At 39.0% G+C, this 14,036-nt stretch carries 14 protein-coding genes and 1 riboswitch; of the genes, 2 read left to right on the top strand and 12 right to left on the bottom strand.

Features of this window, described 5'->3' with window-relative positions; all coding sequences use genetic code 11:
- Positions 1-31 precede the first annotated feature (31 nt).
- The 9 genes from RCJ95_RS05250 to RCJ95_RS05210 all read right to left on the bottom strand — a co-directional run bounded on the left by RCJ95_RS05250 (position 32) and on the right by RCJ95_RS05210 (position 9,244).
- Entirely contained in the window at positions 32-700 is a 669-nt protein-coding gene (locus tag RCJ95_RS05250) for a methionine ABC transporter permease (RefSeq protein ID WP_004228234.1), read from the bottom strand.
- A complete protein-coding gene (locus RCJ95_RS05245; RefSeq protein WP_004228232.1) occupies positions 690-1,718 on the bottom strand; it encodes a methionine ABC transporter ATP-binding protein in 1,029 nt (342 codons plus the stop codon). Before RCJ95_RS05245 ends, RCJ95_RS05250 begins: the two co-directional genes overlap by 11 nt.
- Before the next feature lie 82 nt (positions 1,719-1,800).
- Positions 1,801-1,904: riboswitch (SAM riboswitch) on the bottom strand.
- Between the two features lie 56 nt (positions 1,905-1,960).
- Complete coding sequence (locus tag RCJ95_RS05240; protein WP_221681260.1) at positions 1,961-2,272, bottom strand: thioredoxin family protein; 312 nt, start codon at positions 2,270-2,272, stop codon at positions 1,961-1,963.
- 14 nt (positions 2,273-2,286) lie between these two features.
- The gene (locus tag RCJ95_RS05235; RefSeq protein ID WP_004228229.1) at positions 2,287-2,628 is read right to left on the bottom strand and encodes a hypothetical protein; all 342 of its coding nucleotides are present in this window, start codon (positions 2,626-2,628) and stop codon (positions 2,287-2,289) included.
- Positions 2,629-2,719: 91 nt separating this feature from the next.
- Positions 2,720-3,100, bottom strand: a complete 381-nt coding sequence (gene gcvH, locus RCJ95_RS05230; RefSeq protein ID WP_004228227.1) for a glycine cleavage system protein GcvH — start codon at positions 3,098-3,100, stop codon at positions 2,720-2,722.
- 81 nt (positions 3,101-3,181) lie between these two features.
- A complete protein-coding gene (locus RCJ95_RS05225) occupies positions 3,182-3,538 on the bottom strand; it encodes an arsenate reductase family protein (protein ID WP_004228225.1) in 357 nt (118 codons plus the stop codon).
- A 188-nt stretch (positions 3,539-3,726) separates the two neighbouring features.
- On the bottom strand, positions 3,727-5,511 hold the full coding sequence (locus RCJ95_RS05220) for an acyl-CoA dehydrogenase family protein (RefSeq protein WP_312128544.1): 1,785 nt from the start codon (positions 5,509-5,511) through the stop codon (positions 3,727-3,729).
- A 126-nt stretch (positions 5,512-5,637) separates the two neighbouring features.
- On the bottom strand, positions 5,638-6,810 hold the full coding sequence (locus tag RCJ95_RS05215) for an acetyl-CoA C-acetyltransferase (RefSeq protein WP_312128543.1): 1,173 nt from the start codon (positions 6,808-6,810) through the stop codon (positions 5,638-5,640).
- A gap of 49 nt (positions 6,811-6,859) precedes the next feature.
- The gene (locus RCJ95_RS05210; protein ID WP_312128542.1) at positions 6,860-9,244 is read right to left on the bottom strand and encodes a 3-hydroxyacyl-CoA dehydrogenase/enoyl-CoA hydratase family protein; all 2,385 of its coding nucleotides are present in this window, start codon (positions 9,242-9,244) and stop codon (positions 6,860-6,862) included.
- 353 nt (positions 9,245-9,597) lie between these two features.
- On the opposite strand from RCJ95_RS05210, the gene RCJ95_RS05205 reads away from it, so the two are divergent.
- Positions 9,598-9,942, top strand: coding sequence for a thioredoxin family protein (locus tag RCJ95_RS05205; protein WP_081010969.1), 345 nt, complete (start codon positions 9,598-9,600; stop codon positions 9,940-9,942).
- A 56-nt stretch (positions 9,943-9,998) separates the two neighbouring features.
- The gene (locus RCJ95_RS05200; RefSeq protein WP_274770075.1) at positions 9,999-10,502 is read left to right on the top strand and encodes a C39 family peptidase; all 504 of its coding nucleotides are present in this window, start codon (positions 9,999-10,001) and stop codon (positions 10,500-10,502) included.
- A 90-nt stretch (positions 10,503-10,592) separates the two neighbouring features.
- Here the strand turns inward: RCJ95_RS05200 and RCJ95_RS05195 are convergent, their stop codons facing one another.
- The 3 genes from RCJ95_RS05195 to RCJ95_RS05185 form a co-directional block, all read right to left on the bottom strand.
- On the bottom strand, positions 10,593-11,480 hold the full coding sequence (locus RCJ95_RS05195) for a 5'-3' exonuclease (protein WP_257520434.1): 888 nt from the start codon (positions 11,478-11,480) through the stop codon (positions 10,593-10,595).
- A gap of 119 nt (positions 11,481-11,599) precedes the next feature.
- A complete protein-coding gene (locus tag RCJ95_RS05190) occupies positions 11,600-12,586 on the bottom strand; it encodes an agmatinase family protein (protein ID WP_257520435.1) in 987 nt (328 codons plus the stop codon).
- A gap of 457 nt (positions 12,587-13,043) precedes the next feature.
- A complete protein-coding gene (locus RCJ95_RS05185; protein WP_221681253.1) occupies positions 13,044-14,036 on the bottom strand; it encodes a polysaccharide deacetylase family protein in 993 nt (330 codons plus the stop codon).

Below are 14,036 nucleotides of genomic sequence, written 5' to 3'. Positions count from 1 at the left end.
CGGTAAGAACCGAAATAACCTCTTTTTCTTGCTAGCGTTTATCAATTTTCTCGGTAATTAAATCACCAATCCATTGAATAATAAATACGACTACTAAGATCAAAATAGTTGCCATTAATGTCACATCTTGGCGATTTCGCTGGAAGCCGTCTAAAAAAGCTAAGTTACCAAGACCCCCTGCACCAATAATTCCTGCCATCGCAGTATAACCTACAAGAGCAACAGCCGTTACAGTGATACCAGAAATCAAGGCTGGCAATGATTCAGGAACCAATACTTTCCAAATAATTGTAGAAGTTTTCGCCCCCATTGAACGAGCTGCTTCAATCACACCTTTATCAATTTCACGTAACGCAATTAATACCATACGAGCATAAAACGGTGCTGCACCGATAATTAATGCAGGTAACGCCGCATTAGCTCCTCGAATTGTACCTAGTAAAAACTTCGTAAATGGAATTAATAAAATAATTAATACGATAAATGGAATGGAACGGAAAATATTGACGAGTGATCCTGTTAAAAAGTTAACGATTTTATTTGCCCATAACTGATTGGGACTAGTTAAAAATAGAACAATACCAATGACTAACCCAAGAATAAATGTCACAACCGTTGATATAGCTGTCATGTATAATGTTTCATACGTAGCTTGCCACATATTTTCCCAGTCTACATTCGGAAAGAGATTAGTTAGCATTTTCAATCACCTCCGTCTGTACTTCCACTGTATTTAAATAACGAAGGGCTTCAGTGACGTTTGTCTGAGAGCCATCAATTTGCACAATCAATGTACCATATGCACCATTTTTTGTTTGCGAAATATTTCCGTGAACAATACTTACTTCTACATCAAATTGTTTCACAAGATGTGAGATGACAGGCTGTTCTGTTTTTTCACCAACAAAAATAAGTTTGACAAGTTGTCCAGTTGGATAGTTTGTTTTAATTTGTGCTACCGTATCTTGTGTTTCCTTAGTGTCTGTAATTTGAGATACAAACTTCTTAGTAATAGCTGCCTGTGGGGCTTGGAAGACTTGCAATACCTCACCACGTTCCACAATTTCGCCTGCCTCCATCACCGCTACACGATGACAAATTTTGCGAATGACATGCATTTCGTGGGTAATCAGGACGATTGTTAAGCCTAAGCGTTCATTTATATCTACGAGTAAATCAAGAATAGCATCCGTTGTTTCAGGATCGAGTGCGGAAGTCGCCTCATCACATAGTAAAACCTCTGGATTATTCGCTAATGCACGTGCAATTCCTACACGCTGCTTTTGTCCACCAGAAAGCTGGGATGGATAGGCCTTATCGCGCCCTTCTAAGCCTACAAGGGCAATCAATTCCTTCACACGTGCTTCACGTTGAGCCTTTGGGAAGCCTGCGATTTCTAAAGGGAATGCAATATTTTCGGCAACTGTTCTCGACCAAAGTAAATTGAAATGCTGGAAAATCATACTTACCTTTTGTCTAGCCGCTCTAAGCTTTTGCCCTTTTATCGATGAAAATTCTTGATTGTTCACCGTTACTGTTCCTGCTGTCGGTTTCTCTAAACCGTTTAATAAACGAATCATGGTACTTTTACCAGCACCACTATAGCCGATAATGCCAAAAATTTCACCTTTATTAATAGTAAGGTTGACGTCTTTGACTGCCGTTAATTCGCCATTTGCTGTTTTGTATTTCTTTGTAATATTTTGAAGCTGGATCATAGCGAATACTCCTTTTCTCATATAGAAAACCCCTTCACTCACAGACAAGTAGAAGGGGTCACGTATGATACGTTAAACCGTTCTCTCATCTTTCAAAGAAAAATCTTTGAGTGATTTGGCACCTTTTCACATTGTGATGGTTGCCGGGCTTCATAGGGCACTTCCCTCCGCCACTCTTCATAAGAGTTCGATATATTTAATGTTTTAGTAATATATTTGATACTTTACCACGCTAGTAAAGTTCAGTCAATTGATTTTTTTAACAATTCATATAAAAATGGTACGGATTGAAAGGCATAAATTTTTTCTGTCACTTTTCCGCCATCACTGATGAGTAGACAGGGAACACTTTCAATTTGATGCTCATAGGCAATGTGTTCCAAAAAGTTGATATTTGCTTTACCAATTTGTAGCTGTGGCAGTAATTGTTCAATAACGGACATCATTTTAGATGCCACTGCACATGTTCCACACATCGGAGTATATAAATAAAATGCAGTTTTCTCTCCCGACTGTTTAGCCGTTTCCCACTGCTCTGTTGACCATTCTTCCATTTACTCACGCAACCTTACAAAATATATTCATTATGGATTGAAAAATGTGCACGCAGTAAAATCATCGCTAGGACTTTTCTTGGTGTCGTTTCTACTTCCTTGTATGTTGGCATTGTGCGCAGATGCTCAGCTTCTGGATAATGTCTGTCCATTAATGCACGTAGCTTATCCCCAGAAGTATCTGCATCAAAAAAAGTAAATAGCTCACAGCCCTCATAGGGATCCAGTAGTTCTTCTAGTTGATGCACACCAATTGTACCATTCGTACATAGTATTGTAACATTCTCATTCAAAATAGGCTCAATTTGTAGCTTATCTGAACGCCCTTCTACTATCAAGCATTTTCCCTCGAACATTACGCCACCTCCATTTAGAGATCCCCACTTATAAGTCATTATATAACAAAAAACGCCGGTAGTTGCCGACGTTTTTCGATTATGGCTTGTCTTATTCAGCGATCATTTCTTCGTATTGCTCTGCTGTCATTAGTTTCTCAACTTCTGATGCATCAGCAGGCTCAACAACGATCATCCATGCTTTTTCATATGGTGATTCATTAACGAATTCTGGGCTATCTTCTAAATCTGCATTTACTTCCACTACAGTACCTGAGATTGGTGCATATAATTCAGAAACAGTTTTTACTGATTCTACGCTACCGAATGGATCATCTGTTTTGATTTCGTCGCCAACTTGTGGAAGCTCAACGAATACGATATCTCCTAATTCAGATTGTGCGAAGTGAGTAATACCAATACGTACTTTTCCATCTTCTACTTTTACCCATTCATGTTCTTCAGAGTATCGTAAGTCTTTAGGTGTGCTCATGCAAAAAACCCCTCCATAAATATGTAATATATTCACTTTCAGTGTGCCATACTTCTCCTCTAAATACAAGGTTTAATACGGTTATTTCCAAGCTTGCTCAAAATCTACTTCTTTAAAACCTAAAGTAACTTTTTTTCCATCTGTGACGATGGGACGTTTAATTAACATACCATCTGAAGCTAATAACTCAAGCTGCTCATCCTCCGTCATTTCGGCTAACTTGTCCTTTAAGCCAAGCTCACGATATTTCATACCTGAGGTATTAAAAAATTTCTTCAAAGGCTGTCCGCTAGCCTGCCAAATAGCTGTTAATTCTTCTTTAGTGGGAGGTTGCTCTGCGATATGTACCTCTTCATAGGAAACCTCATGCTCATTTAACCACTTCTGTGCCTTTTTACATGTTGTACATTTCGGATAATGGAAAAATTGAATCGTCATTACAATGCTCCTCTTCTGTCTTTTTCTGTAGTATACCATCATAGTTGTTTTCAATGGTGAACTTCACTCTTTTTTGTAAGTTTATCCACTAGTTTTGCATTTTTATCCGTCCTCTTACGATATTAGTCATTTTTCTTATATAAAAAAACCTAGCTATCTTTTGCAGATAGCTAGGTTAGGTGTGCGCTTTAAACAATATATTTTTCAGCATCAATTAATTTAACTGAAGCCTCACGCTTCTTCACAATTAGATTGTATGGATTATTACGCGTTAGCTTACGCAGTGCAGATAATGTCATACGGGCTGCATCGCCATCTGCTGAAGCAAGAATTGTGTCTTTTGCTTCCTTTTCGATTTCTGCGAATGCTTCCTGGCAGAAAATTTGTGTGTATAGCAATTTTTGATGTGCTTTTTCAACACCGTCACGAGCAATTGCCTTTTCTGTACGTAAGACAGCTGATTCCATTGCAAATAATTGGTTAGCTATATTCGCAATGTTTACCAATACTTCTTGCTCTTGATCAAGCTTTGCACCAAAGCGTTGGGCTGCTAAGCCTGCAGCTAAGACAGCAATTTTCTTGGCATTTTTCACTAAATATTTTTCTTGTGCTAACGGCTCTGTACCGATTTCCTCTGGCATTAGCATAAGCAGCTCTTGCTGTAAATTTTGAGCCACTTGTAATAATGGCAGCTCACCTTTTAGCGCCTTTTTCATAAATGTACCAGGTACAATCATGCGGTTAATTTCGTTTGTTCCTTCAAAAATTCGATTAATACGAGAATCACGGTAAATACGCTCTACCTCATACTCAGCCATAAAGCCATAACCGCCATGAAGTTGGACAGCTTCGTCAGCAATATAGTCTAATGTTTCTGAACCGAATACTTTGGCAATAGAACATTCAATCGCATATTCGGCGATCGCACCTGCAATTACTTTTCCTTGCTTTTGCTCTTCCAGGCTTAACTGGCTTAAGCGATCCTCAAATAGTCCAACAGTACGATAGTTTAATGATTCTGAAGCATACAATTGAGAAGCCATCGTTGATAATTTCTCTTTTGTCAGATTGAAATCAGAAAGCTTTGTTTTAAATTGCTGACGTTGGTTTGTATACTGAATAGCTAACTCCAATGCACGTTTCGATCCACCAATTGTGCCCACGCCTAGTTTATAACGACCAATGTTTAAAATATTGAACGCAATGATATGACCACGACCAATTTCGCCTAATAGATTTTCTACAGGTACTTCCGCATCTTCCAATACTAATGTACGAGTTGATGAAGATTTAATTCCCATTTTCTTCTCTTCTGGACCTACTGAAACACCATTGTAGGCACGTTCTACGATAAAGGCAGAGAATTTATCGCCATCAATTTTTGCATAAACAACAAATACATCTGCAAAGCCTGCATTCGTAATCCACTGTTTTTCACCATTTAAAATATAATGTGTGCCAGCTTCATTTAATTTTGCAGTCGTTTTTGCACCTAGAGCATCTGAACCTGAACCTGGCTCTGTTAATGCATAGGCAGCGATTAATTCACCCGAAGCAAGCTTAGGTAAATATTGTTTCTTTTGATCTTCATTACCGAATAGAACAATTGGTAATGACCCAATTCCAACATGAGCACCATGTGTGATAGAGAAACCACCTGCAACAGACATTTTTTCAGCGATTAAAGCGGAAGAAACTTTGTCTAATCCAAGCCCTTCGTATTCTTCAGGCACATCTGCTCCAAGTAAGCCTAATTCACCTGCACTTTTTAGGAGACGCACTGAATGCTCAAATTCATGGTGCTCTAAATTTTCCACTACTGGTAAAACTTCATTTGTAACGTATTCCTCTGTTGTTTTAGCAATCATTTTATGCTCGTCAGTGAAATCTTCCGGTGTAAATACACGATCTAATTCCACATCTTCAATAAGAAATCCGCCGCCTTTAATGAAATCAGTTGTTTTTTCAGTCATGATTAATTCCTCCCAATATATCTTTTTGTTAGTTGATTCCCCTAATGATCATGTATAGAAAAGCTTGACGTATACAATGTTCGGAGGCAACCGTAAACAGTACACCTCAAGCTGATCTAGCAAAAATTATAGAATTTCAAATACGCCAGCAGCACCCATGCCGCCACCAATACACATTGTCACTACGCCATATTTCTTCCCTTGACGCTTCAATTCATGAATTAGCTTTAATGTTAAAATAGCTCCCGTTGCTCCTAGTGGATGACCTAATGCAATTGCTCCACCATTGACATTGACTTTCTCTTGGTCGATGCCTAAATGACGTACCACCTGTAATGACTGTGAAGCAAACGCTTCATTGATTTCCCATAAATCAATATCTTCGATGGATAAACCTGCAATTTCCAACGCTTTTGGCACTGCCACGATAGGCCCGATACCCATTACTTCAGGAGGTACACCGCCAACTGCAAAGCCTAGGAATTTTGCCATTGGTGTCAGCCCTTGCTTGTCAGCTTCTTCACGATCCATTACTAGTACAGCTGCTGCACCATCAGAAGTTTGAGAGGCATTCCCCGCCGTGACACTGCCTTTTACGTGGAAAGCTGGACGCAATTTTGCTAAACCTTCAACTGAGGTACCTGGACGTACACCTTCATCCATACTAAATGTGAATTTTTTTACCTGTAGTTTATTGTTATCGTCTACGTAATGCTGCTCCACTTCGATTGGTACAATTTCATCATTGAATTTACCTTCTTTAATTGCCTTTTCAGCAAGCTCATGTGAGCGAACAGCAAAAGCATCTTGGTCTTCACGACTAACATTATATTGACGAGCTACTTCCTCAGCTGTATGCCCCATGCCCATATAATATTGTGGAGCCGTTTCTGCTAAAGTCGGATTTAAACGTGGTGTATTCCCTACCATCGGCACCATACTCATGGATTCTACACCACCAGCAAGAATAGCCTTTGAGTGTCCTAGCATAATTCGTTCTGCTGCATAGGCAATTGCCTGTAAACCCGATGAGCAAAATCTATTAATTGTCAGAGCAGGGGTTGTATCTGGTAATCCAGCAAGTGCCCCAATACTACGTGCTACATTCATTCCTTGCTCTGCTTCTGGCATAGCACAGCCTAAAATTAAATCATCAATTGGCCCTTCATAGCCTGCTCTTTTCAATGTTTCCTTGACTACAACAGCACCAAAATCATCTGGTCTTACTGTTGCTAAAGAACCTTTTTTTGCTTTTCCAATTGGAGTTCGTGCTCCTGCTACAATAACGGCTTCACGCATCGTATTAATCCCCCTTTGTTTCATGTGCAAGATCGATCTATTTCGTCAATTAGTTACGAAGTGGTTTACCTTTTAACAGCATGTGTTGCATTCTCTGCTGTGATAGCGGATCAGCAACAAGGCTAAGGAATGCCTCACGCTCTAAGTTCAATAAGTATTGCTCATCGACTAATGTGCCGTACGGAACCTTTCCACCTGCAATAACATAAGCTAATTTTTTAGCAATTTTTAAATCATGTTCGCTAATAAAGCCTGACTCAAACATCCCTTGCGCACCGATGAGTAATGTACCATAGCCTGATGCACCGACCACTGGCACTTTAGTTGGTACAGGTGGTTGATAGCCCGCTTCGTAAAGTGCTAATGCCGCCTGCTTCGCATCATACAATTGATGATCTGGATTAACTGAAATACCATCCGCAAAGTTTAGGAAATTATTTTCACGTGCTTCCTCACCAGATGTTGAAACCTTCGCCATCGCAATTGTTTCAAATACTTTATTAGCAATATGTTGATAGTCTACCTCTACGCCGTTTGGTAAGCCCTTGAGGAATTTTTGATAGAGCGCTTTATTTCCGCCACCACCTGGGATTAATCCAACCCCTACTTCCACTAAGCCCATATATGTTTCCATTGTTGCTTGAATATGTGCAGCTGGTAAGCAAACCTCTGCTCCCCCGCCTAATGTCATGGCAAACGGTGCTGCTACAACAGGCTTACGTGAATATTTAATTTTCTGCATAGCATCTTGGAATGCCTTAATGACGAAATCTAGCTCAAATATATTATCATCCTGTGCTTCTACTAAAATCATTCCTAGATTTGCTCCAACACAGAAGTTTTTCCCCTGATTACCGATGACTAAGCCCTTATAGTTAGCCTCTACTTCATCTACCGCAAAGTTAATCATTTGGATAATATCTAAGCCGATTGCATTGGATTGCGAATGGAACTCAAGCAATGCAATTCCATCCCCTAAATCTATTAAACTAGCACCTGTGTTTGATTTAATCACACCATGTTTTTTCTTATAACGTTTTAAATTAATCTCTTTTTCATTGACTGGCACTTTCACATATTGTGAACCATTATAGTAAGCTAAATCTCCGTCTAATTCTGTATAGAATGTCTCCACGCCATTTGCTAGCATCTCTTTGACAAATGCAGGTACCTCTCGGCCCTCAGCCTCCATTTTCGCCACAGAATCTTTTACGCCTATAGCATCCCAAATCTCAAATGGCCCTTGTTGCCAGCCGAACCCCCATTTCATTGCGTTATCAATGGCTACGATATCATCTGCAATCTCCCCATGTAGCTGTGCAGAATAAAGGAGCGTTGGTGCAAAAATCCCCCATAATAGCTCGCCTGTACGATCCTTTGCATAGGTTAACGCCTTCACTTTATTGGCCAATCCACGAGTTTGTTTTGCCATTTCAATAGAAGGTGTTTTTAATTTTTTGGCTGGACTATACGTTAAGGTTGCTGGATCAATCTCATGTATCTCTTTTCCTTGTTTTAAGAAGAAACCTTGACCCGATTTTGCACCTAACCAACCGTTCGTGACCATTTTTTGTAAAAATTCAGGTACTGCAAATACTTGCTGCTCCTCACCTGTTGTTTGATCGTAAACATTTTTCGCTACATGAATGAATGTATCTAAACCAACTACATCTAGCGTACGGAAAGTTGCAGACTTTGGACGGCCGATAAGCGGACCTGTTACAGAGTCTACCTCACCAACAGAGTAACCACCTTTTAACATTTCCTGTAAAGTGACAAGTAAACCATATGTTCCAATGCGGTTGGCAATAAAGTTTGGTGTATCTTTTGCAAGTACAACTCCTTTACCAAGCACATCTTCCCCAAACGTTTTCATGAAGCTAACTACTTCAGGTGCAGTTGTATTGGCAGGAATCACTTCTAATAATTTTAAATAGCGAGGTGGGTTGAAAAAGTGTGTGCCAAGAAAATGCTTTTGAAAATCATCTGAACGTCCCTCTGCCATCGCATTAATGCTAATACCAGATGTATTTGAACTAATGATTGTTCCTGGTGAACGAACCGCATCAATTTTTTCGTAAAGACTTTGTTTAATTGGTAAGTTTTCTACAACAACTTCAATAATCCAATCTACATCTTTTAGTTTCCCTAAATCATCCTCAAAGTTGCCAACTGATAGTAGTGATAAATTTTTCTTAGAAGTAAGTGGTGCTGGCTTTTGCTTTAATAACTTTTGCAAAGCTCCGTTTACAATACGATTTCTAACAGCTGGATGCTCTAAAGAAAGGCCCTTTGCTTCTTCCTCTTGCGTCAGTTCCTTTGGTGCAATATCCAATAGTAATGTTGGTATACCGATATTTGCTAAATGTGCTGCAATTCCAGAGCCCATCACCCCAGAACCTAGAACAGCTGCTTTTTTAATGTTGTAAGTCACAAGCAATTCCCCCTTATTCTCCCATTGAATGAATAGCCATTCATTTTTTGGCCAAAAAAATATCAAGTGTTCCTTAGTGAATTTTTTGTCCTTTTGTTGAATGAGATTCCCTCCACTCAACCAAGCACGACTAAGGTTTATCTTCGCTCCAAAATGACACTTCTCAATGAATGAAGATAAAACTACTTTTCTGTTTTTAGTGTAGATTATTTTGTCTAATTTAGCAATCTTTTTTCAAGAATTATTTTTGCAGTATACATCTTTTTTTGTTTTTAACGAGCTAAAAGAGGACAAGAAGTAGCGATTGAAACGGCCAAACAGAAAACTTTCAGATTGCGAGAAAAATGTGTAGAATGGAAAGCAAGGAGAGTGAATACTTAATGAAAACTATTACTACTGCAGAACAATTTAACGAATTAATCGCTGGCGACCAAAAAGTTTTAGTAAAATTTTATGCTGGCTGGTGCCCTGATTGCACACGAATGAATATGTTCATCGATCCAATCATTGAAGAGTACAACCAATATGACTGGTATGAGCTAAACCGTGACGAACTTCCAGAAATCGCTGATAAGTACGATGTTATGGGAATTCCAAGCCTATTGATTTTCCAAAATGGTGAAAAACTTGCACACTTACATAGTGCAAATGCAAAAACACCTCAGCAAGTAACAGAATTTTTATCTGCTCAACAATAATGGTGAAAGAGCTGCATTTCTTCTTGAAATGCAGCTCTTTTTGAAAGGAGTTTATTATGCGTCACCAATTGGCACTACGAGGGGCTTCACAATATGAGATTTCCATTGCACCAAGCTATCGCAATTCTGCCTGTGGACCTACTACCATTCATGTCATCTTAAATTTTTTAAATGAGTCAACTCCTTCCATTAATGAGCTATATAAACTGCTTGGTGGTACAAAAATAGGCTTATTCAAATGGAGACTGATACACCATCTTCGTCAACTGCTTCCAACGTGGGATATTCGAACTTGTTCATTAAAGGAAGCTCTACAGGAAATTGATGCAGGTCGACCAGTTGCTATGCGTTTTGATCGCTATTTTAGCCTTCAGTGGCGAGATAAAAAATCAACCTTTGCTTATCATTGGGTACCGCTTATTGGCTATGAGATAAAAAATGATAAGCTATGGCTAATATTCCATGATAATGGTGGTCCACATCGTGATAGCCAAATACGACAGGCTCTCTATAAAGACAACGAAAAGGTATTATCCTTCGTGAAAATGGTTCCTTACTAGAGCAAATATCGATTAACCTTCTATTTGCTTTCTATTCTTTTCCTTACAATAAAAAAAGCAGAGCATATGACTATACTCTGCGATGATTGATTAAATAAGCGAATACAAAGAACGGGCATGCTTGGCAATTAGCGTGTAGCCACGCTCTTCTATTGCTTTAAAAATATGTGGTTCGTAAGTTGGTAACACAAGGCTTGTAAAATCAGCGTCAATTGGTACATTGGTTTGAATCGTTGCAAGCTCATGTGATAGCTGCAACATATCTAAATTATCTTGAATTTTTGTTCTTTGACCTGGCTTCAATTCACCGAGAGATACCAGGATTTTGTCTATTGAGCCATATGTTTGAATAAGCGTTAATGCTTGTTTAGGACCAATCCCTTTCACACCTGGGTAGCCGTCACTTGAATCACCCATAAAGGCTTTCACCTGTGCAAACTGTGATGGTTCAATACAATATTCTTCTTTAAAGCGAGCGTGTGTATAAATATCATATTCTGTATAGCCCTTTTTCATAAACGCAATTTCTGTAGATGGTCTTAAAAGCTGAAGTAAATCCTTATCACCACTAATGACCGTAATCTCTGCCTCGTCCTGCCATTTCGTTATCATGGAGCCAATTAAATCATCTGCCTCCATGCCCTTCACGCCGAAATTTTGCCAGCCCATTTGCTGCGATAAATTTTTCGCCATATCAAATTGTGGTAGCATTTCCTCTGGAGGTGCTGGGCGATTCGCTTTATAGCCATCAAATAAATCATTGCGGAATGTGTGTGCGCCCATATCCCAGCAAACAGCCATATGTGTTGGCTTCATAATAGTTTGTGCTGTTAGAACATGTCGCACAAACCCTTGGGCTCCATTCGTTGGTGTTCCATCTGCCAAGCGAATAAAATGCCCCATAGCAGCCGAAGCGAAAAAAGAACGGAATAACAGAGCCATACCGTCGACAATCAATAATTTTGGTTTTGTTGTCATATATAATTTCCTCTCTATTACAATACAAAGTTTGTATTTATTTATTTATTGTTTTCTACTTAAACATTATAGCAAACTTTTAAAAATCAGCATTGTTAATACTCGGAAATACACTTGCTTTACAACATAACCTTTCCTTTTTTAGAGATACGATTACGATGATCTAGCTGAATGCCTGTTAACCATTGTAAAAATGCAGTTACACCGATTTTAACAGTTTCTGGACGTAGTATACCTTCTTTAGGATCAGCATAAACAAAATCAATATGACGAACACCCTCATTTTCGCCAATAAGCTTGAGGATATCAAATAACTCATAAGCCGTTAAACCACCAGGTGAGGCTGCAGGAACATCACAGGCAAATACAATATCAAGTGCATCTAAATCCACTGACACATAAATGCGATCTACTTCATACATAAGCTGACGCAGCATTTCACGTATTGTGAGTTGAATACCATCACGTCGCATTTGTTTTAACGTAATCATATGAATGCCTTGTTCTTTAGCATAATGAATCATTTCGGGTGAATTGAAAAAGCCATGCAAACCGACATTATAGACATGTCTCCCCTCCACAACCCCTGCTGCAATTAACTGATGAATTGGAGAATCTTGCGCTAAACCAATTTCCTCTTGGTTTCTTGCATCTAAATGCGTATCAATCTGAATGATGCCAATGCGATCTTGTGGAAAGGCATTTTTTATACCTTTTATGGAGTGTGCGGTAATAGTATGATCTCCCCCTATCAAACAAGTAAAACTTCTTTGAAAGGCTATACTTAAATTTTCCGCAGCAGCCTCGATGGCAGATTCCGAAAGCATTCTATCATTTTCTAGAATCGCGACATCCCCGATATCCACAACTGAAAGGGCACGTAAATTCACCTGCTCATCTAAATTATACGATTGAAACCCTGGCCAAGCCTTACGAAAGGCTGTTGGGTATTGCGCTTTTGATGACGCACCATTGGCATATGATAAAAGAGCGCCATATACGACAATATCCACCTCATTCGGATTCGGATTTGTTTGTTGCTTTATCCACTGATGCATAGCTGATCCATTTTCCTGCCTCCATTGGCATTCTGACTGTGTAAACATATTCATCTACCACCTTCTTCTCTTTTCCTTTCAAGTTCAATTGACCTAAATCAATTGGTGCTCCTCTGTAAATGTCCTAACATATTTTCTTTATAGTAATAGTACCATTCGTCCAATGATTTTCGTCAAAGTTTTTCTTTTTTTCTCTTTTATTGAAAATATTCTTTTGAGCAAATAAAAAAAGCAAACTTGAAATCAGTTTGCTCAGAAATTGCATGTTTCTTTTGTTAGGAGATTGTGGCTTTTCTCAACTTTTTGAGTGTTGTTCACCGACCTTGAGCGCTTTGACACTTTTAATGAGCGGGTACCACTCTTTTGTGATTCCTTTGAGACTCTTTATGAGTGGCTTTCTCTCTTGTGCGAGCACTGTCAATACTCTTCAGAGAGCGAACCTCTTTTTTACCAACTCTTCGTCCAGAAATCTCTCTTACTCAAGCAGAGAACTCTTCCATTTCGTCTACTTCTGCTGTTTCGAAAGGCTATCGCAAAGTTCCGCTACCTCATACATGGAATAGCTTTGAAAATTATATTGACTACGCAGTTCTTGATGATAACTTAATAGTTCTTCTAGCATCGCCAAATTCTTATCAATATGCTTGCCAAAATTATGAGGATGCCACCATAAATGATAAAAGGCTTGTGCCTGTGCAGCCTTGAGCATGCCTTCCTTTATTCGCTTTACTTTTAAATTTTCGAATATACGCAATGGACTACAGTATGGTCTTAAAAAAGCACTTGATCGAATATTAATCAGTTGCTCCTCTTGCATTTCTTCCAGGGTGGCTATATGATGACCAGTTATATTCCAATAGCTATCTAACCACTTCTTAGCACCTAAAAGTCTTCCCTTTTTCGTAAACGTTTGCGCGTCATATAGCATATGATTTTCAGTGCCTCTATAACAAACATACCCCGCTTCTAAACATGCTGTAAAATAGTCTTTGTTTACTTGATTACGAGGAAAGACAATGGATTTCATGGGCGCAGTATAACCGTCACTAATTGTTTTGGTTGCATGTAAATCTGCACAAAAGGCAGCTTCTGTTTGGCCCTTCTCCAAGCAATAAAAATGAGAAAAGGTATGACTTCCTATTTCCTGATGTGGTGTACGTTTAATTTCCTCTAGTAAGGATTTACCAAAATGCAGTAGATCTTCTTGTTCATTTTCGCCAACTTTTGCTAGCTGTGTATGTGCTGCAAAGCGCATATTTTCATATTTCACAGGGATACCTCGCAAATAATGAGCCATTTCTGCCTTTGATTCAGCAAACAATAATCCAACTGTAGCCCAAGTTGCATGGATGTCATATTGCTCAAATAACGCTAGTATCCTGGGCAAGGCTTTACGTACACCATATAGGTTTTTATTGTATTGGCCATAACGAAATACGTCATGGACACCCCAATTCAGCTCAAAATCTAATGAAATAACGAGACCCCCACCATTCAT

The organism is Lysinibacillus sp. BSL11 (assembly GCF_052928325.1).
The sequence above is the reverse complement of the archived record's forward strand: the minus strand, read 5'-3'. Positions and strand labels throughout refer to the sequence as shown.

Excerpts from the sequence above, each read along its gene's own strand:
- RCJ95_RS05250 (WP_004228234.1), bottom strand. The coding sequence starts at position 700 with ATGCTAACTAATCTCTTTCCGAATGTAGACTGGGAAAATATGTGGCAA.
- RCJ95_RS05245 (WP_004228232.1), bottom strand. The coding sequence starts at position 1,718 with ATGATCCAGCTTCAAAATATTACAAAGAAATACAAAACAGCAAATGGC.
- RCJ95_RS05240 (WP_221681260.1), bottom strand. The coding sequence starts at position 2,272 with ATGGAAGAATGGTCAACAGAGCAGTGGGAAACGGCTAAACAGTCGGGA.
- RCJ95_RS05235 (WP_004228229.1), bottom strand. The coding sequence starts at position 2,628 with ATGTTCGAGGGAAAATGCTTGATAGTAGAAGGGCGTTCAGATAAGCTA.
- gcvH (WP_004228227.1), bottom strand. The coding sequence starts at position 3,100 with ATGAGCACACCTAAAGACTTACGATACTCTGAAGAACATGAATGGGTA.
- RCJ95_RS05225 (WP_004228225.1), bottom strand. The coding sequence starts at position 3,538 with ATGACGATTCAATTTTTCCATTATCCGAAATGTACAACATGTAAAAAG.
- RCJ95_RS05220 (WP_312128544.1), bottom strand. The coding sequence starts at position 5,511 with ATGACTGAAAAAACAACTGATTTCATTAAAGGCGGCGGATTTCTTATT.
- RCJ95_RS05215 (WP_312128543.1), bottom strand. The coding sequence starts at position 6,810 with ATGCGTGAAGCCGTTATTGTAGCAGGAGCACGAACTCCAATTGGAAAA.
- RCJ95_RS05205 (WP_081010969.1), top strand. The coding sequence starts at position 9,598 with ATGGAAAGCAAGGAGAGTGAATACTTAATGAAAACTATTACTACTGCA.
- RCJ95_RS05200 (WP_274770075.1), top strand. The coding sequence starts at position 9,999 with ATGCGTCACCAATTGGCACTACGAGGGGCTTCACAATATGAGATTTCC.
- RCJ95_RS05195 (WP_257520434.1), bottom strand. The coding sequence starts at position 11,480 with ATGACAACAAAACCAAAATTATTGATTGTCGACGGTATGGCTCTGTTA.
- RCJ95_RS05190 (WP_257520435.1), bottom strand. The coding sequence starts at position 12,586 with ATGTTTACACAGTCAGAATGCCAATGGAGGCAGGAAAATGGATCAGCT.
- RCJ95_RS05185 (WP_221681253.1), bottom strand. The coding sequence starts at position 14,036 with ATGAATGGTGGGGGTCTCGTTATTTCATTAGATTTTGAGCTGAATTGG.